The following is a 21,709-nucleotide window of genomic DNA, read 5'->3' as shown; positions in this document are numbered from 1 at the left end:
CACCTGCAGCCCTTCGATTAGGCTGCGGGACGTCCCGCGGCAAAATCCCAGAAGCGGCCCGGGGCGGCTTCGATCAACGAGCGCGTATAGTCGTGGGAAGGATTGCCGAGCACGTCCGCGGCGTTACCCTGCTCCACAACCTGACCGTGCTTCATTACCAGCACTTCATCGCAAATCTGTGCCGCAACACGCAGGTCATGCGTGATGAAAATAATCGCGATACCGGTATCCTTCTGCAATTCAGCCAGAAGATCGAGAACCTGCGCCTGCACGGACACATCGAGCGCAGACACGGCTTCATCAGCGACGAGAATGTCCGGGCGAAGAGCGACGGCGCGCGCAATCGCGATGCGCTGGCGCTGCCCGCCCGAAAACTGATGCGGATATCTCTTCAGCGCATCTTCCGGCAATGAAACGATCTTGAGCAGACGCCTCGCTTCAGTGACCGCATCCTCATAGGGAACGCCATAGTTCAGCGGCCCTTCGGTCAGGCTCTGTTCGATGGTCCAACGAGGATTGAGCGAGCGAAACGGGTCCTGAAAGACTACCTGAAGTTTTTTTCGGAACGGCTTCATGTCGCGTTTTCCAAGGTGGGCAATGTCGCGTCCGCCCACGACGATTTCTCCCTCCGTCGGCTCGATCAGACGCATGATCGAACGCGCCACGGTGGTTTTGCCTGAACCCGATTCGCCAACAATGCCCAGCGTTCGCCCCGGCTGGAGATCGAAGCTGACCGCGCGCGATGCCTCGACGCCTGGCTTCCTGCTGAAAAGCCCGCCGCTTCGATAAGTCATACCGAGATCACGCACCCGGATGACGGCTTCCCGCTCTTCCTGTCCGCGTGCAGGGCGAGGGATGAGACTTGGAACGGAGCCAAGCAGATCCTTCGTGTATTGCTGTTGAGGTTCAGACAAAACCTGACGAATAGTGCCACGCTCCACGATTTCGCCGCTGCGCATGACGCAGACCCGGTCCGCGATTTCGGCAACGACGCCCATATCATGCGTGATGAACAGCACCGCTGTTCCGTGCTTTTCCTGTAGTTCGGCGATCAGGGACAGAATCTGCTTCTGTGTCGTTACGTCGAGCGCTGTGGTCGGCTCATCTGCAATCAGAACCACGGGCTCCAGGATAAGCGCCATGGCAATCATGATGCGCTGGCGCTGGCCGCCCGACAACTGATGCGGATAGCTTTGGTAGATGCGTTCCACGTCCGGCAGATGGACCTGCTCCATGATATTGATGACTTTGGCACGCTTGGCGGCAGCCGAAAGCCCGGTATGGATATCCAGAACTTCCGTGATCTGCTCTCCGACCCGCATCACAGGATTGAGCGCGGTCATCGGCTCCTGAAAGATCATCGAGATGCGCGTGGCACGCATCTGCTTCATATCAGCCGGCGATAGTTGCAGCAGGTCCCGCCCGTCGAGGCGGATTACACCACCCGTCACGCGCAGTGCATTTTGCGGCAAAAGCCCCATGGCCGTGAGGGATGTGACGGATTTTCCCGAACCCGATTCACCTACCAGACAGACGGTTTCGCCTTTTCGAATATCGAAGCTCACGCCACGAAGTACAGGCGTGCCTGCGGGAAGTGCCACGGCAAGATTATCCACTTCCAAAACGACAGGTTCTGCCGAAAAGTCACGATTTCGCAGTTCCATGTCAGCCCTCCCGCTTTTTCAGGCGCGGATCGAGTGTGTCGCGTGCCGCATCGCCCAGAAGGTTGATAGAAAGGACGCATAGCGTCAGCAAAAGTCCCGGCCAGAGCACGATCGACGGCTTGATGCGAAAGAACTGGCGCCCTTCCGCCATGATGTTCCCCCAGGTCGGTATCTCGGTGCTGATGCCAGCTCCAAGGAAGGAAAGGATTGCTTCGGTAAGGATCGCCGATGCAACGATATATGTGCCCTGCACGATCAGCGGTGCCATTGTGTTCGGCAGAAGATGTCGGAACAGGATTTTCGGCGTGCTGGAACCGAGCGCCAAGGCGGCCTCGACATAAGGCTCCTCTCTGGCACTGAGAATGACTGAACGGACCAAACGCACCACCCGGGGAATTTCCGGAATGGTGATCGCCACGATCACCGAACCAATGGAGGGCCCATTAAGCGCGACCAGCGCAATGGCGATCAGGATCGAGGGCATCGCCATCAGCGCATCCATCATACGCATGATGATTGCATCAGCAGTACGGAAGAATCCGGCGATGAGACCGATGAATACACCGACCATTATCGAGGAAGCCGCCGCGAAAAGCCCGATGAGGAGGGAAATGCGCCCCCCGAGGATCATACGCGAGAAAAGGTCCCGACCGTAATTGTCCGTGCCAAGCAGATATTCGTCTGAAGGTGGCTTGAGACGCATCATCGGGTTCATGGCCAGCGGATCATGGGGTGCGATCCACGGAGAGATCAGGGTGAGAATAATGATTGCGGCGAGAAGCAAGGCAGCAATCAGCGGTCCGATGCCAACGCGGGCGACGCGCGGCAGCGAAAACAGGCGAAGCATCCAGTGCATGCCAGCCGATGTCGATTCTGTGCACATCAATAACGAATCCTCGGGTCGAACAATGTGTATGAGAGATCGATCAGCAGATTGACGAACACATAGAGTGCACTCGTCAGCAGGATCATGGCCTGAATTACCGGATAATCGCGGGCAAGCACCGCATCGACCGTCAGGCGGCCGATACCGGGTATGTTGAAGATGCTTTCCGTGACCACGACGCCGGAGATCAGCAGCGCGAAGCCCGTCCCCACAATGGTAACGACAGGCACGGCCGCATTCTTCAAAGCATGCACGAACAGAAGACGGCGATCACTGACACCTTTGGCACGCGCGGTCCGGATATAATCCTCGCCCAGCACGTCCAGCATCCCCGCACGGGTCATGCGGGCGATAAGAGCGATATAGATGGAAGCCAGTGTCAGCGCAGGCAGGATGGCCCGCTCCATGAAGGCGCCCAAACCCGCCGAGATCGGTTTGAACCCCTGTACCGGCAGCCAGCCCAGATTGACGGAAAAGACCAGCAACAGCACATAGCCGACCAGAAAAACCGGGACGGAGAAGCCGAGAACGGAAAAGCTCATTACCAGATAGTCGATCCATGAGCGGTGCCGCCATGCAGCAAGTACACCCATCGGTATCGCAACAAGGATCGCAATGATGATGGTCAGGACAGCGATCGAAATCGTCGGTCCGATGCGCTGTGAAACCATATCAAGAACAGGCACGCCCGAAATCAACGAAACACCAAGATCTCCCTGAAAGATCTTCCCCATCCATGTGAAATATTGCGTCAGAATCGGTTCATTAAGGCCCATGGCCTCACGAATACGCTCCAATTGCTCCGTCGTCGCGGCATCCCCCGCGAGAATTGCAGCCGGATCGCCCGGCGTCAGTCTCAGGAGGAGGAATACGAAAATCGATACCAGCAACAACACCGGCACCAGCGCAAAAATGCGTTTTATGAGATAGACAGCCATATGCACGCCCCGCGTGATGCGGAACCGGCTGAAAAAACCGGCTCCGCGGTGGACTGGGAGTTATCGCGCCCAAAACAGATGGGTAAGATAACGGCGGGCAAAGTTACTCTTCGTTCTTCTTCACGTTCCAGAAGACCGGCACGGGCGAACCAAGCATCTCAACGATATTGGCACGACGTCCCTGAGGCGGGTTGTATTCGCCGAGCGGGATGTAGAGCACATTCTCAAGCGTGTGCGCCTGGATCTTCTCGACCACAGCTTTCTGATCTTCAGGCGTCTGGGCTGAAATATATTCTTTCTTCAGCGCTTCGATCTTGTCATCCTGCGGCCAGCCGAACCAGCCTTGATCGCCACGGCCATTCAACATGACCGAGTTCAGCGGCGTCCAGATTTCCGGTATCTGCCAGTTCGTGAAGAAGATATTCCATCCACCCTTGGACGGTTCGTCCTTGGACGCACGACGGCCGACCAGCGTTTGCCAATCCATCGGCTGCATGTCGACGTTAAACCCGGCGGCTCTCAGCTGTTGTGCGGCAACAACGGGCTGCGGCGACAGGCTGGTAACATCCGTCGGCTGCATCAGCACAACCGGCTTGCCGTCATAGCCCGCCTTCTGCAACAGCGCCTTCGCTTCTTCGATATTGCCCTGCCCTGTGATGCTCTCGGAGCCGACATTAGTGGCATTGGGCGTTCCGCAACCAAAAATCGCCCCACAAACCTTGTAATAGTTCGGATCAGCCATCAGAGCGGCAAGCACCGGCTCCTGCGACATGGCGAGAAAAGCTGCCCGGCGGATATCGGGATTGTCGAAAGGCGGATGCTTGAAGTTGAGACGGCCCATCGTTTGGTATCCCAACGGATCTCGCTGCTCCAGCACAACACTATCGTCACCTTCGAGCAATGGAACGAGATCAACCGGTACCTGCTCGATATAGTCGATCTCGCCGCTGGTCAGGGCATTTACGGCTGTCTGCGCATCGGTCATCGTCACCCAGCGAACCTTGTCGACATTGACGACCTTGCCGCCAGCCATCCAGTTTGCTGGTTCCTTACGCGGAACATAATCCTCATTCTTGACGTAGCTCACGCCGACGCCGGGCTGGAACTCACCCGGCACGAATTTGAACGGCCCAGAACCTATATGTTCGGTGATGGCTGTATCGGCGGGCGTCGCCGCGATACGCGCGGGCATGATGAAAGGAGGCAGTGCCGCCTGCTTGGCCAGTGTATCGAGGAAGGGCGCGAACGGCTCTTTCAGGGTCCACACAAGGGTTTTGTCATCGGTCGCCTTAAGCGAATCTGTGATGTCCATGATAAGCTGGCCACCAGCATCGCGCTTGGACCAGCGTTCCAGTGAAGCCACGGCATCAGCAGCCGTGACGGGCGCTCCATCGTGGAATTTCAGACCGTCGCGCAGCGTGAAAGTATAGACCTTCTTGTCGTCTGAAACGGTCCAGTCGGCCATCTGCGGCTGAGGCTTGAAGTTCTCGTCTACGGCGATCAACACGTCATAGATCATATAGGCATGATCGCGGGTGATATGCGCAGTCGTGATTATCGGATCGAGGATGCGCAAATCCGAATGCATTACGGCAGTGAGTGTGGTTTCCGCCCATGCGTTGCCAGCGCCCAGAGCAAACAGGGAAGCGGCAAGGCCAAATTTAAGCCTGCGAAGAACGGGGCCAGGTTCAGGAGATTTGAAAAACTGCATCTGCTTGGGTTCCTCTGAAGGTTGTTTTTGTTTTTATTTGAATTCCAGTCCGAGCGGCTCCAGCCGTATGCCCGAACGCAAATTTTTCCATGATAGTCTGGCCGGGCTGAGCGGCATCGCGCCCGGTGCGGTGCAGACCAGGAGTTGTTCGGCAATGGGTGCAAAGTCTGCACGAAAATGTACCGAGCTCTTATTGACGAGAATGGCTTCCTTTTCCGGCTCGATACCCACCATGCGATAAAGCGCACGATCCGCCATCTGGGCGAGATTGGTGGTGACGACGATCCGTGTGCCGCCCACACGCAGGCATGCTGACGGCCCCATGTTCAGCCAGGTTCCACCGTAGTAGGGTCCTGTCGCATGAGCCTTGCCGTCCGAAAGCTTTTCCACGGTAAACAGGGCCTTGAACGGCGCGTCGCCCTCAATCCCCGACTTGCCGCCGAGCGCGATTTCCACCGCCGCTCCCTCTCCGGCCTGATGTGCAATCCTTGCCGCTTCCGGGTCGTGAATGCACCCGATGGAAGCCCGCTCCGCACCACAGGCCACGAGTGCACGAAGCATCCCGGTCGTATCGGAACTGCCACCTGCTCCCGGATTATCCTGAGTATCTGCGATGATGATCGGTCGGCGTGCGTCTCGCGCCAGCTCAATCGCCTTCGCCACTCCCTCCTCTGGCTGATAAGCCGTGCCCGCAAAGGAGGGTTCGGCAGCGGCCAATGCGGCAATGATCGCGTTTGCGTGGGCCTCAACGGCCGTCCGATCCCAACCATAGGCGAAAACGGACGGACCGCATTCGGCAAAGTCTGCTGCCGGAAAGCCCATGAACAAGGATGCCGTCAACACATTCTCAGGCAGCTCCGCCGTCAGGGCATAAAGGCCTTTAGCCGGCTCCTCATCCGTGCATTGCCAGGCAATCGGGATTAGGTAATCACCCTGCCGCATCGCCTTGTGCCAGCCCTTCGGCTTGTCCATCAAGGCTTGCAACGCTTGTGCCGCCCGGTAGCCGGTTTCGGCCATATCAACATGAGGATAGGTACGAAAACCTACCATCACGTCGCAGTGTTCGAACATCCTTCGCGTGATATTTCCGTGGAGGTCGAGGGCGACAGCTATCGGTTCGGTCGGGCGAACCGCCCGCACACGCTCAAGCAGCTCCCCCTCGCCATCGTCGACATGCGCGGCGACCATAGCACCATGCAAGTCGATGAATATCCCGTCGAGGCGGCCGCAATCCCTGAGCCCTTCGACAATTTCTGAAACGATAGTTTCATAGGCATCCCGGGTGACCGGGGCGGACGGAATAGCACCGGCCCACAAAATGGGAACGACTTCCCACCCGGCTTCGCGAGCGAAATCCAGCGCACCGGCAATGCCAAGATTTACATTCCGCGCATTTTGAAGAACCGCCTCGCCGCGAGAGAGCGGAATATATCCGCCCCCCTGGACAAACGCCGCCATATCGGCTGGCGCCGAGGCGAAGGTGTTCGTTTCATGCAAGAAGCCAGCCACAGCCACGCGCTTGAGCACGAGCATACTCCCATATACCGATTTTATCCCCAGAGCGAAAGTGTGTATCTGTCAGCGATACATCTATATTGTTTTTATGATAGGAATCAATTTTGCTCCTTGTCAATCTATGAATGGCGACTAAAGCTTGCGCCCATGAACCAATTTCGCGACCTGACCGGATTGTCCACTTTCGACCCTGACGAAGCGGATGAATTCAAAGACGACCCCTTGTTTCTACGTTCGGTTGCGCGCACGGTCGCTGTACTGTCCGCCTTCCAGAGCGCTCGACACCCCCTATCCCTTACGCAGATTGCGACCGCATCGGGACTCGATCGCAGCGCGACGCAGCGCATCGTCAATTCGCTTATGAAACTCGGCATGGTTGCGCGGGACCCGGAGGATCGCGGCTATCTTCCCGGCTTGCGAATTCTGGATATGACACATGATTTTCTGCGGCTGAACCCGATGCTCCAGCGAGCCAATCCGGTTATGCTGGAACTACGCCGAAGGGTGCGCGAACGTGTGGATCTATCGCTTTTCGATGATATACGGCTGGTCTATGCCCTGCGTATGCCGTCAAAACACGAAGTCTTCAGCGCAACCATCGTCGGTAATGCGGTTCCGACTTACTGCACGGCGGGCGGCATCGCAGTCCTGTCGCGCCTGCCGGACGACCGAATTGCGGATATCGTAAACCGTTCCGACCTCACCCCGTTCACGCCCTATACCATCACCGATCTTGCTGGCGTAATGGAACAGGTCGATGCCACGCGCAGACGGGGACACTCCGTTCTCTGCCGTCAGTTGCTGGCCCACGAAATAGCAATCGGCGCGCCGGTTACCGATGCAAAGGGCGTGCCCATCGGAGCAATCCATATCGCTGGCAATCTACAGGAATGGTCGGTAGAAAGCTTCAGCGACAATTTTGGCCCCTTGATTGAAAATGCCGCCCGTACGGTTTCCGAGCGTCCCAGACCTTTCGACGCCAGAAACGCACCCATCGTCTAATCCGGCTTTGACGATTTCTCGGTTTCGGCCATAGCCTTTCGACGTGACCGATTGAACTGATCTCCCTTCGCTTCATCTTTCCTCGTGAAGCTGTCAGAGACTGGTGACCGAGTACCGAGATTTTCGACCATTAGCGGTCGATTAGTGGCTAAAGGTGAAATCGCTCGCATTCGCGCCCTTCCAGCCCAGTTTTGGCGCGTTGCATTTTTCCTTGAATGTTTCACCATGCCCTGCAAGAGCACATTCTGCAACGGAAACGTCTTTTTGCCCGGAACTGACGCAGCCAGCTGCGAGTACCACCACAGAAACAAGTAAAAATCCTCGGACGACCTTCATCATATTGTAAAACTCTTGTTATCTATTTTGAACGCGGAACAGGAAAGTTCAATTTCGACACTTGATCGCAGAAATATTATTCACGTTCATTGTTGTTGACGATTTATACAAAATATGTGAGTGTTTACTCGCATTGTCTACTCGCATTAGGAAAATCGAGGATATGAGCAAGTTCAGCGCCACAACCCCCAGAAAATCGGCCTCGCAAGAGAGGTCACGGATGACTGTCGAGGCGATACTGGATGCCACTGCTCGCGTTTTGGTGCGCGAAGGATACGCTCGAACCAGCACAAATCGTGTCGCCGCCGTGGCAGGCGTGAGTATTGGATCGCTCTATCAGTATTTTCCCAACAAGGAGTCGCTTGTGGCTGCGCTCGTCGCCAGACATAATCGTGAAATTCTGGCTCTGTTGGAAAACGCGATGCAGGCATGCGCCTCAGACGACCTGAACAGTGCCATGCGGGAACTCATTCGCGCGATGATTGCTGCACACCGGGTCGACCCGGATCTCCACCGCATCTTCAAGGAAGAAGTGCCCAGAATTGGAAAACTCGCCGAGGTGGAAGCCATCCGAAAGGATACGCTGGATTTGGTTCGGCATTATCTCGAAAAATGCAAGGACGACATTCAGCTCAAAGACCTGGATACGGCCGCATTCATTTGCGTGACGACCGTGGAGACATTGACCCATGCCATCGTTCTCAATGACTGCGGCCACTCCCTTTCCGATGAAGCGGATATTGTGGAACATATCACCCGGATGGTTGCGGGTTATCTCGGCACCGCACCCCAGCCTATCCGCGCTATTTTGAAAGAAGCAGCCTGATCTCTATGGTACAAGGCGCGCTTGAACCGAGCGCTGCCGTGAACTGTAATGGCTGTCTCGCCATAAGTGAGTTCGGTCCCCGGCCGATGTGTCTACCTTGCCGAGGTGGCAATCACAGTTTTCCGCAGCATGACGCGATCAAACTCAGCCTCGGTTCGCAGCTTTTTCTGTACTTACGAGATGGCCGGGCTGGAACGCCACCCGGGCGGTCGTGATCGGGCCCAGGGCGTTCCAGGTCGTGCGGTGCATGATCAGCAATGCCTGTCCCGGTTCGGTCTGCAGTAATCTGGCATCGCGGCGATTGGCATTTTCGGCTGAAAATGTCAGGTCAGCTCTCAAATAAGGCGCGTTGCGCACCAGCCATTCATTGGCATTCAGTTGCCAGAAGTCGGCCTTTTCAAGTTCTGGTGACGCGCGCAGATTGACCCAGCGGTCCTCCAGCTGGAAGGGCTGGCCATTGCCGTAATGCACAGCCCGCATATGAACGAGAATTTCCCCTTCCGGAAGACCAAGCCGCGCCGCAACCTCTGCCGGGATCGGACTTTTCCGCTGCGCAACGACGCGATAACTGTAGACCATGCCGGCCTGTTCGACCTGTTCACGCACAATCGAGATTGAGACTGTCGCCTTGCGCACCGGATCGATCGCGATACGGGTACCCGCTCGGCGGCGGCGGTCCAACAATCCTTCGTCAGCCAGAAGCTGCAATGCCTTGTTGACGGTCGCTCGCGCGGCGTCAAACTCGATCGCAAGATCGGCCTCGTCTGGAATTCGGTCGCCCTGACGCCATTCAAGTTCAACGATGCGGCGCCGCACTTCGCTGGCAATTTTCTGTGCTTTTGGAGACGTTGAGCCCAGATGGCCGCCAGATCGCTTGTCGATCACATGCACTCCTGCAATCCGCCGATAGAAATCAGGTAATCAGCGATCATACGATCATGGTCAAGATGCATGCCATTTCGCACCCCATGACGCCTCGCAGCCCGGACGTCGCTGGCTAGCCTGTTTGGCATCGAATTTACGTCCTGCAGCCGTCGCTCCTGCATCAATTCCCAGGACACGCAGCAGCAATTCAACATGCTCAGCGCCGAACGATACATGTCCATTCCGACTTTCGCAATACGAACGCCCACATCGCGTCCGCCAGTTTACCGCACCGATAAGTTTAAACATATAGAGAAATAAGTTTAGACATATACAATTTTTTATGATTAGCTCACAAAAAATAGCGAGGCTTTCGGGAGCAAGCCCAGATGCAGATATTGACGCATGCCACCGCGCGTATGGAGGGAAAGCAGAGGAGCTGTCTCCCTGCAGAACGTACTTCCATCATTATCGTAGACGATCGAATCGAACGGACCGAAATCCCGGGCCGGGAGTGGAAAATATGAGCGGCCCGCTGACGGGAATCCGGGTGCTCGATCTGTCCCGCGTTCTCGCGGGGCCGTATTGCACGGCACTACTCGCCGATCTGGGCGCGGAGATCATCAAGCTGGAGCCACTTTCCGGCGACGACTATCGACATGTCGGGCCGTTCAAGGAGGGTGAAAGTGCCTTGTTCACGCTCAACAATCGCGGCAAGAAAAGCATAGCGCTCGATCTTAAAAACCAGGCCGATCTTGAACTGGCGCAGACACTTGCGGCCCGCGTGGATGTAGTCGTCGAAAATTTCCGCCCGGGCGTTGCCGCCCGGCTTGGACTTGGCGCAGCCGCCTTGCGCGAAGCCAATCCCCGGCTCATCTATTGTTCCATTTCCGGTTTCGGGCAGGAGGGGCCGTTCAGGGACCTTCCAGCCTATGACCTCGTGGTGCAGGCCATGTCCGGCCTGATGACAGCGACCGGCGAGGAAGGCGGCGCGCCACTGAAAACCGGCGAAAGCATCGCCGATCTGATCGCGGGCCTGTTTGCCAGCTGGTCGATTATGGCCGCACTGGTTCAGCGCAACGCGACGGGGCATGGCGCGACGCTCGATGTTGCCATGTATGACGCGCTGTTTTCGATGTTGACCACCAGTCACGCCCAGCATTTCTACAGCGGCGTTCTGCCAAGCCGTGTCGGCAACCGACATCCGATATCCACGCCTTTCGGCTGTTTCAAGACAAGTGACGGAGAGGTGGTAATCGCAGTGCTGAACGGAGGGCAGTTCGGAAAACTGGCAAAACTCATGGGCAAACCGGAGATTGCGGACGATCCGCGTTTTGCCAGCGGCAGCAGCCGTACCGAGCACGAACCGGCACTCAAGGCTTTCATCGAGGAATGGTCGGGCAGCATGACCACTGAAGATGCGGTGACGGCGCTGGCGGCGGAAGGCCTGCCCGCGGCGCCAATCTGGAACATCGCGCAGGCCGCCGACAATGAACATGCGGCCGCACGCGGCCTTGTCACCCAGCTTGCCCATTCGGTTCTGGGTCAGGTGCCAGTGGTTGGACAGCCAGTTCGTTTCGATGGACACAAGCCCGTCGCTGCGACCGCCGCACCACGACTTGGCGGCGACATCGCCACGGTGTTGAAGGAATTTGGGCTGAAGGAGCGCGCATGACGCAGATCAATGATCCCTGGCATATGCTGGCCGAAGAAGAGAGCATGTTCTGCGATGTGCTGGAGCGGATATGTGCTGACAAGATTGCGCCGCTGGCGGCAGAAACCGACGAGACATCGCGCTTTGTCGACCGGCAGATCGCCACGCTCCGCGAAGCGGGCATGATGGGAGCCAACTTGCCGGAAGCCTATGGCGGCAGCGGCATTTCCGCGCCCGCTCTGCTGCGAGCCGTGTCGATCGTGGCGGCCGCCTGCGGGTCCACAGCCTCGGCACTGACAGCGCATTATCTGGCAACCGATTCCATCCTGATCGGCGGCACGGAGGCTCAGAAACAGGAGTGGTTGCCCAAAGCTGCCAGCGGCGAAGCGCTCGCCGCCTTCGCGCTCACCGAGCCGACGGCTGGTTCCGATCCTGCGGACATGAAGACACGTGCCAGGCGAATAGAAGGCGGCTGGCATCTCAAAGGCACAAAGTGCTTTATTTCGAACGGCGGTGTGGCCGACTTCATTGTGGTTTATGCAGTAACTGATCCTGAAAAGGCGCATCGAGGCATTTCTGCTTTCATTCTGCCGAAGGATACGCCTGGTTTCGAGGCGGGTCCGGCGGAAAAGACAATGGGGCTCAAAGGCGGCCATGTCTTCACGCTCAATCTGGACTGCACGCTTCCCGAACATGCTTTGCTCGGCGAAGAGGGTAAGGGCTTTCGCACTGCCATGCAGGTGCTCGACAATGGCCGAATTGAAGTGGCCGCCCAATGTCTCGGCCTTGCTGGCGCGGCGATGAATGCTGCCATCGCCTATGCGAAAGAACGCATCATCGGCGGCATGCCGCTGTCGGAGCGGCAGGGTATCCGATGGATGATCGCCGATATGGCCCTTGCATATCATTCTGCACTTTTGCTGTCGCAGGAAGCCTCGCGCCAGCGCGATCTGGCGCATCACCATGGTGGACGCTTCTCGCTGGCAGCATCCATGGCCAAGCTCGGCGCTTCCGAAGCAGCCGGGAAAATAGCCGATATAGCGCTGCAAATACACGGCGGTTACGGTTACACGCGTGATTTCCCCATAGAGCGGATCAATCGGGACCTGCGCATCATGCGTATCTATGAGGGGTCCAGCGAAATCCAGCGCATGATCATCTCCGGCAATATGCTGGCCTGACGGGTTCGGTTATCATCCCGCTCGACTTTTCTGTGAGCGGCCATATCCGGCGCCGCGTGAAATGTGCTTAATAACGTTCTGTAGGGCGAACATCGCCACGCAGTTTATCTGGGAGAAAATAAAATGACGTTTTCGGGAACATTGAAATCCGCCCTCCTCGGTATCGCCGTGCTGGGCTTGACCATGCCTGCAATGGCCGACCAGCTGTCGGATATCAAGGCCAAGGGCAAGATCGAAACAGCTACCGATATGCACTATGCGCCCTTCGACATGCTGACCAACGGCACGTATGAAGGCATGACGAAGGATCTCTTCGACGGCGTCGCCAAGGAACTCGGCGCAGAGCCGGTTTACCAGGATATTCCGTGGACTGCGGAACTTCCCGGTCTCGAGGTCAAGAAGTTCGATATCGTGATCGCGCCCGTCACCATCACCCCCGAGCGTCTCGAACGCTACGCCTTCAGCCTGCCGATCGCCGACGCCACGGTGGCGCTGGTGCACGCTGCCAGCAACACCGAACTGAAGAAGCCCGAGGATATCAAGGGCAAGACCGTCGGCGTCCAGCAGGGCACCGCGCAGTTCAAGCAGTTGCAGGCTTTCGGGGAAAGCCTGGGCGGCGTCAACGTCAAGGAATACGGCACCACCGATGAGGCTTATGCCGACCTGGCGGCCGGACGTCTGGATGCCGTCGCCGGCTCCTTGCCCAACCTTACCTATCTGGTGAAGACACGGCCGGAAACCTTCGCGATGTTCGACAAGCCGACCTTTGGCAACCCGACCTACTTCGCCTGGGTCGCTCGCAAGGACGCCGACAGTGCAAGCTTCATCAAGGCAGTGAATGACGCGATCCTCAAGATGACGGATGACGGCCGCATCAAGACCATTCAGGAGAAGTGGCTGGGTACCTATACCGAACTGCCTCGCGAAGTTCCGACCAAGTGATACGACATGCGGGCAGGAGCAATCCTGCCCGCCACCAAACGGAGCAGCGATGTTTTCCACCTCGACCTTCCTGGCCAGTTTTGGGCCGCTCTTCTGGGCGGCGCGTTTTACGCTGCTGATATCCTTGCTGGGCATCGGACTGGGACTGGTGATCGGCGCGCTGATCTGCGCGGCGGCACTTTCCCGCAGAGTCTGGCTACGCAGGTTTGCTGCACTCTGGGTTAGTTTCCTGCGCGGTGTGCCGCTGCTGGTGCAGCTTCTGCTTTGCTATTACCTTCTGCCCGTCATCGGCATCAATGTTCCCGCGCTGGTCGCCGCCGTGGTTACGGTCGGCATCTGTTCCAGTGCCTATGTTTCGGAAATCTGGCGCGGTGCGATCATCGCCCTGCCGCCCGGACAGGCCGAAGCCGCAACCGCCATCGGCATGGGTCCGCGCGATATCTGGACCCGGATCATCCTGCCGCAGGCGGCCAGGCTTTCACTGCCTGCCCTCGTCAATGAGATGATCCTGCTGGTCAAGGCTTCGTCGCTGGTTTCCGTGGTCGGCATACTGGAAGTCACACGCGCCAGTCAGGCACAGGCGGCAACCACTTTCCGTCCTCTGGAAGTGTATGTTGCAGCCGCGTGCATCTATCTGCTCATCAATCTCTGCCTCGCCGCACTGGGGCGCTATCTCGAACACAGGATGAGCGCCACATGAGCCTGACGATCCTGCAACAATATTGGCCTATCCTGTCGAACGGCTTTGCGCTGACGATCCTGTGCTGGGCGCTGGGTACTCTCTTTGGCATGGCGCTGGGTCTTGTCATTGCGCTCGTGCAGCGCTACGGGCCGCGCCCGGTCTCCTGGCTGATCCAGGCCTATATCGAGATCATTCGCGGCACGCCCTTTCTGGTGCAGCTCTTCGTTCTCTATTATGGCGGCCCGCTGATCGGATTGCGGCTCGAGGCGCTGACTGCGGGGCTCGTGGGCCTGACGGTGTACGGCAGCCCCTATTTCGCCGAAATCTTCCGCGCCGGCTTCCTCGCCGTGCCAGCGGGACAGCTTGAGGCCGCCCGAGCCATCGGCATGTCGGAACCAACCATCGTGCGTCGGATTCTCCTGCCGCTCGGCCTCGTCTCGGCCCTGCCCGCACTGGTCAATTTCTCGATCATTCTGACCAAGGAAACAGTGATTCTGTCGATCATCACGGTGCCTGAACTCATGTATTCAGTGCAGCGCATGTCCACGGAAACCTTCCGCTATCTCGAAGCAAATCTCGTGCTGGCGCTGTTTTTCTGGGCACTGGTCGAGACAATCTCACGCGCCGGCCGCTGGCTGGAAGCGCGCATAACGAAACATCTGGTTGAAAGGACGTAAGATGCTCGCCGCGTCATCCGTCGAGATCCGCAAGGTCAACAAATTCTACGGCCCCTTTCACGCGCTGAAAGATGTGAACCTGACTATCCTGCCCGGCAAGGTCACCTGTCTGATCGGGCCGTCGGGCTCGGGCAAGTCCACGTTGCTGCGCTGCATCAATTTTCTGGAGGAATATGATTCCGGCGAGATCAGCATCGATGGGCAGATGATCGGTTATGTCAGCCCGGGCGGCCGCAAGATGCCGGGCAGCAAATTGCGGGAGATGCGCCGCTCCATCGGCATGGTGTTCCAGCAGTTCAATCTGTGGCCGCATATGACCGCGCTCCAGAATGTCGCCGAGGGACTGCTGCGCGTACGTGGCCTGCCGAGGGCGGAAGCAGAAGCCCGCGCTGCCGAGGCATTGAGAAAAGTGGGACTGTCAGACAAGACAGCGAGCTTTCCTTCCCGCCTGTCCGGCGGCCAGCAGCAGCGGGTGGCCATCGCCCGCGCCATCGCCATGGAGCCGCGGCTGATGTTATTCGATGAGCCTACATCGGCGCTCGATCCTGAACTGGTTGGTGAAGTGCTGAGCGTGATGAAGACGCTTGCTGCTGAAGGCATGACCATGGTCGTGGTAACCCATGAAATGGGATTTGCGGCCCATGTCGCCGATCAGGTAGCCTTCATGGAAAAGGGCGAACTGGTGGGCGTGGATGCTCCTGCCAAAATTCTGCATCAACCTGAAGACGCCCGTATCCAGAGCTTCCTGCGCACCTATCACGAACGCAACAGCTTCTGATCCCGGTTCGTGCATCTCAGAGGCGCGGCCTGACTGCGATGTGCCTGTCGGACGAAATTACCGTTCGACAGGCGCTCCCGCACCAGTTTCACACGCGAATGGTGAAACCATCGCTCCCGAGGACGTCTAGCTCCCTGTCTGTTCGTCAGGAGCGCTGACGGGCTTGGATTCCGGCGAACCTTTTTCGCGCAGGAAGATGGAGAGGACTACAAGGACTGCCGTGGATAGGAATTCCGACTGCCAGTTCTGGAAGGATTCAAACCATAATTCGGCATCCAGCAAATATTGCAGGTAACCTGTCGAAGCGGCACCGTGGCGGGCCATATCCATTTCCGACGCACGAGCACTGCCAAACCAGTGCAGCAAAAAACTGGCAATAAACAATCCGAACAACGTCAGCCCCAGCGAATGCGAATAAAGAAAAGACGGCTGCCCGATCCGCTCCTTCTCCGGCTTTTCCTCGTCCGGGTCACGCGATTCCGCCGAACCGCGCTGAAAGAGCCATGCTGTCAGCACGACATAGACCCCCATCTGCAAAAACTCGCTCTCCCAGTTTTCAAAAAGGGCCGAGAGAAATTGTCCGCTTATCAAATATTGCAGGAGGGGCAGAGGAGCCTCTCCGTGTTTTGCAAGCTCTTCGTTGTAGCTTGCAAAGCCTGCCGCTGCCATGCCGAGGATCGATATGCCGAACAAGATGGCGAGCGCAATCGTCAATCCGTTGTCTCTGAGAAACGAACGCATTCCATTCCTCCATTGGACTAACGGTCCTGCTGCAAGCCCTGGTGTGTCGTATTGATCCTGGTGTTGGCCTGCTGGCCTTGTTTTCCGGATTTATTATCCTGGGGCGACAGGCTGCTTTTCAGCGGAACATGTTTCTGTTCGCCGGTGCCTTTTCCGCTGCGGTTGCCTTCGGGTACAGGGGGAAGCTTTGTGCTCATTGTCTATCTCCTTCGATAGACCTAACTGCGGAGCATCAAGTCTTGTTCCTCAAAGGAGAATGAACCGCCTGCCACGTTCTTGCAGATGCGCCGCATATCCAAGCGAAATGGACGCAGACATTCGCCGGTTCAGCCAGAGGCTTCACTTCTTGGTCGCGGGATTGTGCGTATGGTGGATGTCCCTTTCTCCGCCACCGCCGGAGACCTTGCTGCGGCGGCTTTTGGTTTCCACATCGGCTGGCGGTTTGGTTATCTTCAGATCGCTTTTTGCATTTTCATGAGCGGCTCCGGGGCCGCCCTGTCGGATCGTGTTTGGAGATTTCGTTGACGTAGACATATTTATGAACTCCGATCGGGCCCCTCGCCCATGGTTCAGTCGGGTGGATCGGTCTGCAGGGAATGCGGTGGGCTCTGCCCATTGTCCGCACCCGGACCAATGCCACGCAAAAGCGCCACCGCCACCAGCAGGAGCACTATTCCAATAACAATCATGAAAACGGTTCTCATCGACATCACCGCAATGAAGCGCCTCCAGTGCTCTCCGCCCTTGGGCCCGCATCGACCTCGCGCGCCGGGGCGGTTTTGACGTTGCCGCCGGATGCTTGGCCCTCGTTGGAAGCAGTCTCGCGCTGCGTGTCAGCCCTGGACGCAAAATTGCAGTTCTCCGTCTGATCAGCCATTGGGCTTCTCCTGTGCTTGAGGTTTCCCCTTTCGAACAATGTTCGCAGAAGGGTGTTCCCCAAACTTTTTTATTTTTCGAAGCCCCCTCGAGTACAGCCACAAGACGTTCGAGGATTAACGGCAGGGTTATCTGAATAGAGATCGAAAATTCCAAGTTCAGAAAGCGGAACAATCCCGAGTTGCCTTTGTTACGACGCGGTGGGGCTGAAAACGGAGGAAGATAGATGAACATTCCAGCTATTCTATTGGCAAGCGCACTCGTAATTGTTCCGACTGTCGGCAGCGCTCAGGATGCGACGACGACGCCGAACACGCCATCCACCAATGCGCCTGCGCCCAACGCCAATGCGCCTACTTCCGCTACGCCGACGACACATGACGACAAGGCGCCCGATGCAGGCCAGAACAGCTTCACCGAAGAACAGGCCACCGAACGCTTTACCAAAGCCGGCTATACCGGAATTTCCAATCTCAAGCTGAACGACAAGGGATTGTGGGAAGCGTCAGCCATGAAGGGAACCGAGACCGTCATGGTCACGCTTGATGCGGACGGCAACGTAACGGCGCACTCCATGTGAGTACCAGTTCCGCATAAGCATGCCGGAATTCACTCGTCAGCAGCTCTTTCTTGGCACTCGCGGCAGAGGAATTTGCCGCGAGTACGCGACGAAACAACATCCTTATCAAGGGCGACCGGGCTTGCAGCTCGGTCCCGGCTGCAAGAGCACAGCCCTTACAGCGAATGGAGGTAAAAATGGAATATCGGGACAAAAATGTCTTCACGGAATGGAAAGAAACGCCGGACAGCGGCGTAAAGGTCCAGACCGATTACCAGTGCTATGCCTTCCTGCTCATTCCCTCACCGGGAGACGACAATGAGCTTGCTCCCAAGCATGGAACGGCTCTGGTTTCCGCCCGCTCCGAGGCCGATGCGAGAGTAGTCGCCAGCCAGGGAGAGACGGAGGCCTTCCGGGGACAGGTAGCAATAGGGGATACCGACCTTACGACCAACGATTTCAGTGCATTTCGCAACGAAAAATCCTATCAGGTGCACCGCGTCAGTGACGAGCCGATAGACACGCCACGAGGCGTCATCACTATGGAACGAAATGGCTCCGATGAATGAACCAGCATTGCTGCTTTTGCCGGGCGGGGGCTCGCGATCCGCATTGCGTTCGGCATTGCCATGAGCGCCGCACGCGGTGATCGCGAGCCCTTTCCGCTTATTCGTTGAGCTTCTTCGCCATTTCGAGATGATGCTCCAGCGCGGGCCGAGTCGCATTGGCCCAGGCCCGCAGGTCGGCATTCTCGCCGCCTTCTCCATATCGCTTGAACAGATCGACAGCGTCTTCGTGCACCTCTTCCTGATCGCTTCGATACTGCTTCGTGAAATCCTCGCCTTCGAGCCCCTTCAGCTTGTCCAGCATTTCCTGATGATCATCGGAAAGCGCGGTCGGGGCCTTCACCGAGTTCACTTTCGTGCTCAAGAGCGCTTTCAATTCCTCGCTGGTCTTTTGATGATCGGCGATCATTTGCTGAGCAAAGCTCTTCGTGGTGGGATCGGCCTTTGCGAGCGCGAGTTTGCTCGATTCAATCTCGAACATGTCGCCGCTTCCGCTCAATGTCACAAAATCCTGAGTGGACGGCGCTGATCCGACGAGAGAATTGATCCCTGTCTTTTCGCTCGTCGACTGGGCATATACCGGAGCCGACATGAAAAGAACTGCGGAGAAGGCAAGCAATACGGTTTTCATGATCCTGTTTCCTTTCCCTTGAAAGAAATTCGAACCCGCGCCGGAGAATTATGTTCCGGCCCCATCGCGCGCAGGCAATGGAGGGACAAGCTTCATGGGTTCTCAAAGATAGCGAACGAGCAAATCCGCCTGTTCCCGCAGGGTTTTTGCGGCGTCCTGCGGCGTTTCGGTGTCGAGCAGAGCGCTGATTGCTGCTTCCAGTATCAGCATATTGCGGGCTCGAAGGTAGCGAAGGCGCGCCTTTTCGGCGATGATATCCAATTCGCGCGTGGCTTTAGCACCCATCGTGAAATTCCTTGAAAAGAACGCTCATTCCTGCGGAGAGGCGTGCAAGGCGGCCCGAAGGCCGCCCCGTCTGTTTGCCGGTGTCCAGAGCATTTCCTGTTCCAAAACCGGGTTTCCGCTTTTGGGAACTCATGCTCTAGCGACCGCGACGGTTGTCGTAATCATCGTCCCGGCGCTCTTCCCAACCCCTGCGGGCAGCTTCCGCATGGCCGCGAGAGTCGCCGAACCAACCGCCATGCCCCCGACCGCCGCCCGAGCGACGATCATCGTCCCGGCTCGAATATCCGCGGTCATCGTCGCGGCTGGAATATCTGCGACGGTCGTCATAATCCTGGTCGCGTCGCTCGTCCCATCCGCGCCGTGCGGCTTCCGCGTGGCCGCGGGAATCGCCGTACCAACCCCGTCCGCGGTCATCGTCGTCATATCTGGAACGGCGATCGTCGTAGTCGTCTTCGCGGCTGGAATAGCGGCGCCGGTCATCATAGTCACGATCGTCTCGACGCTCGTCCCATCCGCGACGGGCAGCTTCGGCATGGCCGCGGGAATCCCCGAACCAGCCTCCGTGGCCGCGGCCCCGGTCGTCGTCGTCATAACGGCTGGAACGGCGGTCGTCGTCGTCCCGGCGGCTGCTGGCGTATCTGCGGCGATCATCTCCGCCCCGACCCCGGTCGTCATCGCTTACGAAACGGCCCTGATCGTCACGTTCTGGCATATTGCGTGGCATTTCATCCTCCAATTGTTGTGAGTTTTCGCGCCCCAAGGCGCATGAGCCCGCCAAGGGCTCGTCTCCGGCTGCGTTCTCCAGCCGCGAGTTTCAAATTTCAGGCAGTACCCTTTGACGAAGCCGATGTTGCTGAACGGATTTTGATGTTGTTCTGAACATCAACAACGCCGGCGCACATTTCCGCGCATTCTTCTGCTCTGCGCTTGTCCTGACGATTTTCAACCTGCCCCTGCAGGGTCACTTCGCCCTTCTTGACCGTCACCTCTATGTCGGATGCATCGAGTTCCGCATCTTCCATCAGTGCGTCCGATACGTCCTCCTTGATGCGGTCATCGGAGCGTGTGTATCCCTTCGGTCCTTTTCCCCGATGCTGGCCGCCTGAAGCGTAGCTGCCTCTGGATTGGCCTTCCGTCCGCTGACGGTATCGGTCACTCTCCCGCTCGCGGTTTGGCTCTCGCCGGGAAGCATATCGTTCGTCATTGTCGTCGGAGTAGCGTCCCCGGGCATAATCGCTAGAGTAGCGGTCATCATAGCCTCGGTAGTCGCTTCCCCGCGCTTCATAATCGCGCTCCCGGTAGGGTTCGTTGTAGTAATCGTCACGATCTTCGTTCTGATATCGACCTGGCATGAGATTGCTCCTCTTCACAGTCGTGATGACAGCACTCCGAACCGCACTCGACTGGGTTTGTTCCTGAAGCAATTTGATTTAATGAAGAGCGAGCCGCGCCATACGATGATCGACATCGACAGCACCACGAAAATGCATTCCGATGCCGAAAATTCTGTATTCCGGAGTTCTGACGGGAATGGAGAAAGGCGACGTCGTCACCACCGGACTGACGCCCCACCCCTGTCGCCGAAACTTGGAATATCGCGGCGCTGCATCTGGCGGGCCGCATGCTGTCCACCGTTCGACGGAACCAATCGAACCATTGCTTCGTTAACTTCTTTTCTCCGGCATTTGCATCAATGGTGGCTCGGCTTCATCTGGAGCCGGGCGGCCTCGAGCAGATCGACCATGGGTACCCGTTGAATTCGGGCTCGTCGAGTTTGCCGGAGACTGGCGGCGACGGGAGACGGCGATGGTAGAAAACGGGTACAAACTTCAAAAGAATGGCGATGGCACCTGGTCGGTGATCGATGCCTTCAAAGGCAACCCCATCACGTTCGAGGGGCGGTTGCAGATCGCCTTGAACGAAGAGGAGGCGCAGCGGGTTTTCGATTGCCTCAACCGCCAGAACCTTGAGCGCCATCCCGAACACGGAAGCGGCCGCCTGCCATGAGCCCAGGCAGCACCGAAATATGAAGTGATCAATCGTGCCTATCTTAAATAATTGAGAAGCGTATTGTTGATGTGTCCCGAAGGAGGATCGTATGCCGCTCTTCAACGAAGCGAGCCGTATCTATAAGCCGGAAGAAGTGACCTTCATGCGCAGCTGCTTTTCCCATGCCGCGATTATTCTTGAGGAATGCGACAGGGAATATGCTGCGACAGATCTTTCTACCGCCATCATAATGCTTTACCAGAACGGCCTGAGGGACCTGAACTACATTGCCGAACTGGCGTCGCGACTTGCCCACAAGCGATATCAGGACCGCCACGCAGAGACACCCGCCGCCGCTAACCTGAACATCGTGCCGGACTCGGAAGCATCTTCCTGATCTGCCTGG

At 57.4% G+C, this 21,709-nt stretch carries 28 protein-coding genes; 12 read left to right on the top strand and 16 right to left on the bottom strand.

Annotation, left to right across the window (positions count from 1 at the left end):
• Positions 1 to 17: 17 nt before the first annotated feature.
• From ABWW28_RS20495 to ABWW28_RS20475, 5 genes are all read right to left on the bottom strand, one after another.
• Positions 18 to 1,664 (bottom strand): ABC transporter ATP-binding protein, encoded by a 1,647-nt coding sequence (locus tag ABWW28_RS20495; RefSeq protein WP_006469500.1) that lies wholly within the window; start codon positions 1,662 to 1,664, stop codon positions 18 to 20.
• Position 1,665: 1 nt separating this feature from the next.
• Positions 1,666 to 2,511: an ABC transporter permease gene (locus ABWW28_RS20490; RefSeq protein ID WP_376780813.1), complete on the bottom strand. Its 846-nt coding sequence runs from the start codon at positions 2,509 to 2,511 to the stop codon at positions 1,666 to 1,668.
• A 35-nt stretch (positions 2,512 to 2,546) separates the two neighbouring features.
• Positions 2,547 to 3,488 carry an ABC transporter permease gene (locus ABWW28_RS20485; RefSeq protein WP_006473197.1) on the bottom strand — a complete coding sequence of 314 codons (942 nt, stop codon included), beginning with the start codon at positions 3,486 to 3,488 and terminating at the stop codon, positions 2,547 to 2,549.
• Between the two features lie 103 nt (positions 3,489 to 3,591).
• Positions 3,592 to 5,199, bottom strand: coding sequence for an ABC transporter substrate-binding protein (locus ABWW28_RS20480; RefSeq protein ID WP_113342359.1), 1,608 nt, complete (start codon positions 5,197 to 5,199; stop codon positions 3,592 to 3,594).
• A 33-nt stretch (positions 5,200 to 5,232) separates the two neighbouring features.
• Complete coding sequence (locus tag ABWW28_RS20475; RefSeq protein WP_006469504.1) at positions 5,233 to 6,732, bottom strand: M81 family metallopeptidase; 1,500 nt, start codon at positions 6,730 to 6,732, stop codon at positions 5,233 to 5,235.
• A 129-nt stretch (positions 6,733 to 6,861) separates the two neighbouring features.
• Between ABWW28_RS20475 and ABWW28_RS20470 the strand changes: the two genes are divergently transcribed.
• Positions 6,862 to 7,716 (top strand): IclR family transcriptional regulator, encoded by an 855-nt coding sequence (locus ABWW28_RS20470; protein ID WP_006473198.1) that lies wholly within the window; start codon positions 6,862 to 6,864, stop codon positions 7,714 to 7,716.
• Positions 7,717 to 7,857: 141 nt separating this feature from the next.
• Here ABWW28_RS20470 and ABWW28_RS20465 read toward each other — a convergent pair whose 3' ends face one another.
• A complete protein-coding gene (locus tag ABWW28_RS20465; protein WP_006469505.1) occupies positions 7,858 to 8,055 on the bottom strand; it encodes a hypothetical protein in 198 nt (65 codons plus the stop codon).
• 160 nt (positions 8,056 to 8,215) lie between these two features.
• On the opposite strand from ABWW28_RS20465, the gene ABWW28_RS20460 reads away from it, so the two are divergent.
• The gene (locus tag ABWW28_RS20460; protein WP_025091796.1) at positions 8,216 to 8,878 is read left to right on the top strand and encodes a TetR/AcrR family transcriptional regulator; all 663 of its coding nucleotides are present in this window, start codon (positions 8,216 to 8,218) and stop codon (positions 8,876 to 8,878) included.
• A gap of 144 nt (positions 8,879 to 9,022) precedes the next feature.
• Here ABWW28_RS20460 and hutC read toward each other — a convergent pair whose 3' ends face one another.
• The gene (hutC, locus tag ABWW28_RS20455) at positions 9,023 to 9,763 is read right to left on the bottom strand and encodes a histidine utilization transcriptional repressor HutC (RefSeq protein ID WP_006469507.1); all 741 of its coding nucleotides are present in this window, start codon (positions 9,761 to 9,763) and stop codon (positions 9,023 to 9,025) included.
• Between the two features lie 502 nt (positions 9,764 to 10,265).
• Between hutC and ABWW28_RS20450 the strand changes: the two genes are divergently transcribed.
• From ABWW28_RS20450 to ABWW28_RS20425, 6 genes are all read left to right on the top strand, one after another.
• Positions 10,266 to 11,417: a CaiB/BaiF CoA transferase family protein gene (locus tag ABWW28_RS20450; RefSeq protein WP_113342362.1), complete on the top strand. Its 1,152-nt coding sequence runs from the start codon at positions 10,266 to 10,268 to the stop codon at positions 11,415 to 11,417.
• A complete protein-coding gene (locus ABWW28_RS20445) occupies positions 11,414 to 12,577 on the top strand; it encodes an acyl-CoA dehydrogenase family protein (RefSeq protein ID WP_176588259.1) in 1,164 nt (387 codons plus the stop codon). Before ABWW28_RS20450 ends, ABWW28_RS20445 begins: the two co-directional genes overlap by 4 nt.
• A 123-nt stretch (positions 12,578 to 12,700) precedes the next feature.
• Positions 12,701 to 13,519: a transporter substrate-binding domain-containing protein gene (locus ABWW28_RS20440; protein ID WP_006473203.1), complete on the top strand. Its 819-nt coding sequence runs from the start codon at positions 12,701 to 12,703 to the stop codon at positions 13,517 to 13,519.
• Between the two features lie 49 nt (positions 13,520 to 13,568).
• Positions 13,569 to 14,219 carry an amino acid ABC transporter permease gene (locus ABWW28_RS20435; RefSeq protein WP_112670922.1) on the top strand — a complete coding sequence of 217 codons (651 nt, stop codon included), beginning with the start codon at positions 13,569 to 13,571 and terminating at the stop codon, positions 14,217 to 14,219.
• Positions 14,216 to 14,878, top strand: a complete 663-nt coding sequence (locus ABWW28_RS20430; protein WP_021585353.1) for an amino acid ABC transporter permease — start codon at positions 14,216 to 14,218, stop codon at positions 14,876 to 14,878. Before ABWW28_RS20435 ends, ABWW28_RS20430 begins: the two co-directional genes overlap by 4 nt.
• A 1-nt stretch (position 14,879) precedes the next feature.
• Positions 14,880 to 15,656, top strand: a complete 777-nt coding sequence (locus ABWW28_RS20425; RefSeq protein WP_113342363.1) for an amino acid ABC transporter ATP-binding protein — start codon at positions 14,880 to 14,882, stop codon at positions 15,654 to 15,656.
• A 126-nt stretch (positions 15,657 to 15,782) separates the two neighbouring features.
• Here the strand turns inward: ABWW28_RS20425 and ABWW28_RS20420 are convergent, their stop codons facing one another.
• From ABWW28_RS20420 to ABWW28_RS20400, 5 genes are all read right to left on the bottom strand, one after another.
• Positions 15,783 to 16,397 (bottom strand): DUF6766 family protein, encoded by a 615-nt coding sequence (locus ABWW28_RS20420; protein WP_021585355.1) that lies wholly within the window; start codon positions 16,395 to 16,397, stop codon positions 15,783 to 15,785.
• 17 nt (positions 16,398 to 16,414) lie between these two features.
• The gene (locus ABWW28_RS20415; protein WP_025091803.1) at positions 16,415 to 16,594 is read right to left on the bottom strand and encodes a hypothetical protein; all 180 of its coding nucleotides are present in this window, start codon (positions 16,592 to 16,594) and stop codon (positions 16,415 to 16,417) included.
• A gap of 142 nt (positions 16,595 to 16,736) precedes the next feature.
• Positions 16,737 to 16,931: a hypothetical protein gene (locus ABWW28_RS20410; protein WP_113342364.1), complete on the bottom strand. Its 195-nt coding sequence runs from the start codon at positions 16,929 to 16,931 to the stop codon at positions 16,737 to 16,739.
• Between the two features lie 35 nt (positions 16,932 to 16,966).
• Positions 16,967 to 17,101: a hypothetical protein gene (locus ABWW28_RS20405; RefSeq protein ID WP_265973876.1), complete on the bottom strand. Its 135-nt coding sequence runs from the start codon at positions 17,099 to 17,101 to the stop codon at positions 16,967 to 16,969.
• A 5-nt stretch (positions 17,102 to 17,106) separates the two neighbouring features.
• On the bottom strand, positions 17,107 to 17,274 hold the full coding sequence (locus ABWW28_RS20400; RefSeq protein ID WP_162750350.1) for a hypothetical protein: 168 nt from the start codon (positions 17,272 to 17,274) through the stop codon (positions 17,107 to 17,109).
• A gap of 225 nt (positions 17,275 to 17,499) precedes the next feature.
• Between ABWW28_RS20400 and ABWW28_RS20395 the strand changes: the two genes are divergently transcribed.
• Together ABWW28_RS20395 and ABWW28_RS20390 are read left to right on the top strand one after the other, a co-directional pair.
• Complete coding sequence (locus tag ABWW28_RS20395; protein ID WP_113342365.1) at positions 17,500 to 17,853, top strand: hypothetical protein; 354 nt, start codon at positions 17,500 to 17,502, stop codon at positions 17,851 to 17,853.
• A gap of 176 nt (positions 17,854 to 18,029) precedes the next feature.
• Positions 18,030 to 18,401, top strand: a complete 372-nt coding sequence (locus ABWW28_RS20390; protein WP_121991208.1) for a hypothetical protein — start codon at positions 18,030 to 18,032, stop codon at positions 18,399 to 18,401.
• 97 nt (positions 18,402 to 18,498) lie between these two features.
• On the opposite strand, the gene ABWW28_RS20385 is transcribed toward ABWW28_RS20390, so the two are convergent.
• From ABWW28_RS20385 to ABWW28_RS20370, 4 genes are all read right to left on the bottom strand, one after another.
• Positions 18,499 to 19,029 carry a DUF4142 domain-containing protein gene (locus ABWW28_RS20385; RefSeq protein ID WP_113342367.1) on the bottom strand — a complete coding sequence of 177 codons (531 nt, stop codon included), beginning with the start codon at positions 19,027 to 19,029 and terminating at the stop codon, positions 18,499 to 18,501.
• Positions 19,030 to 19,131: 102 nt separating this feature from the next.
• Positions 19,132 to 19,314 (bottom strand): hypothetical protein, encoded by a 183-nt coding sequence (locus tag ABWW28_RS20380; RefSeq protein ID WP_006473209.1) that lies wholly within the window; start codon positions 19,312 to 19,314, stop codon positions 19,132 to 19,134.
• Positions 19,315 to 19,450: 136 nt separating this feature from the next.
• A complete protein-coding gene (locus ABWW28_RS20375; protein WP_085979569.1) occupies positions 19,451 to 20,038 on the bottom strand; it encodes a hypothetical protein in 588 nt (195 codons plus the stop codon).
• Between the two features lie 97 nt (positions 20,039 to 20,135).
• Entirely contained in the window at positions 20,136 to 20,666 is a 531-nt protein-coding gene (locus tag ABWW28_RS20370) for a BON domain-containing protein (protein WP_151658178.1), read from the bottom strand.
• Positions 20,667 to 21,120: 454 nt separating this feature from the next.
• On the opposite strand from ABWW28_RS20370, the gene ABWW28_RS20365 reads away from it, so the two are divergent.
• Together ABWW28_RS20365 and ABWW28_RS20360 are read left to right on the top strand one after the other, a co-directional pair.
• Positions 21,121 to 21,321 carry a hypothetical protein gene (locus tag ABWW28_RS20365; protein ID WP_113342369.1) on the top strand — a complete coding sequence of 67 codons (201 nt, stop codon included), beginning with the start codon at positions 21,121 to 21,123 and terminating at the stop codon, positions 21,319 to 21,321.
• A gap of 91 nt (positions 21,322 to 21,412) precedes the next feature.
• On the top strand, positions 21,413 to 21,700 hold the full coding sequence (locus ABWW28_RS20360; RefSeq protein ID WP_113342370.1) for a hypothetical protein: 288 nt from the start codon (positions 21,413 to 21,415) through the stop codon (positions 21,698 to 21,700).
• Positions 21,701 to 21,709 lie beyond the last annotated feature (9 nt).

Source organism: Brucella sp. NBRC 14130, from assembly GCF_040371715.1.
Classification (GTDB): domain Bacteria; phylum Pseudomonadota; class Alphaproteobacteria; order Rhizobiales; family Rhizobiaceae; genus Brucella; species Brucella intermedia.
Note: the sequence above shows the minus strand (reverse complement) of the source record. Positions and strands in the feature narration are given on the sequence as shown.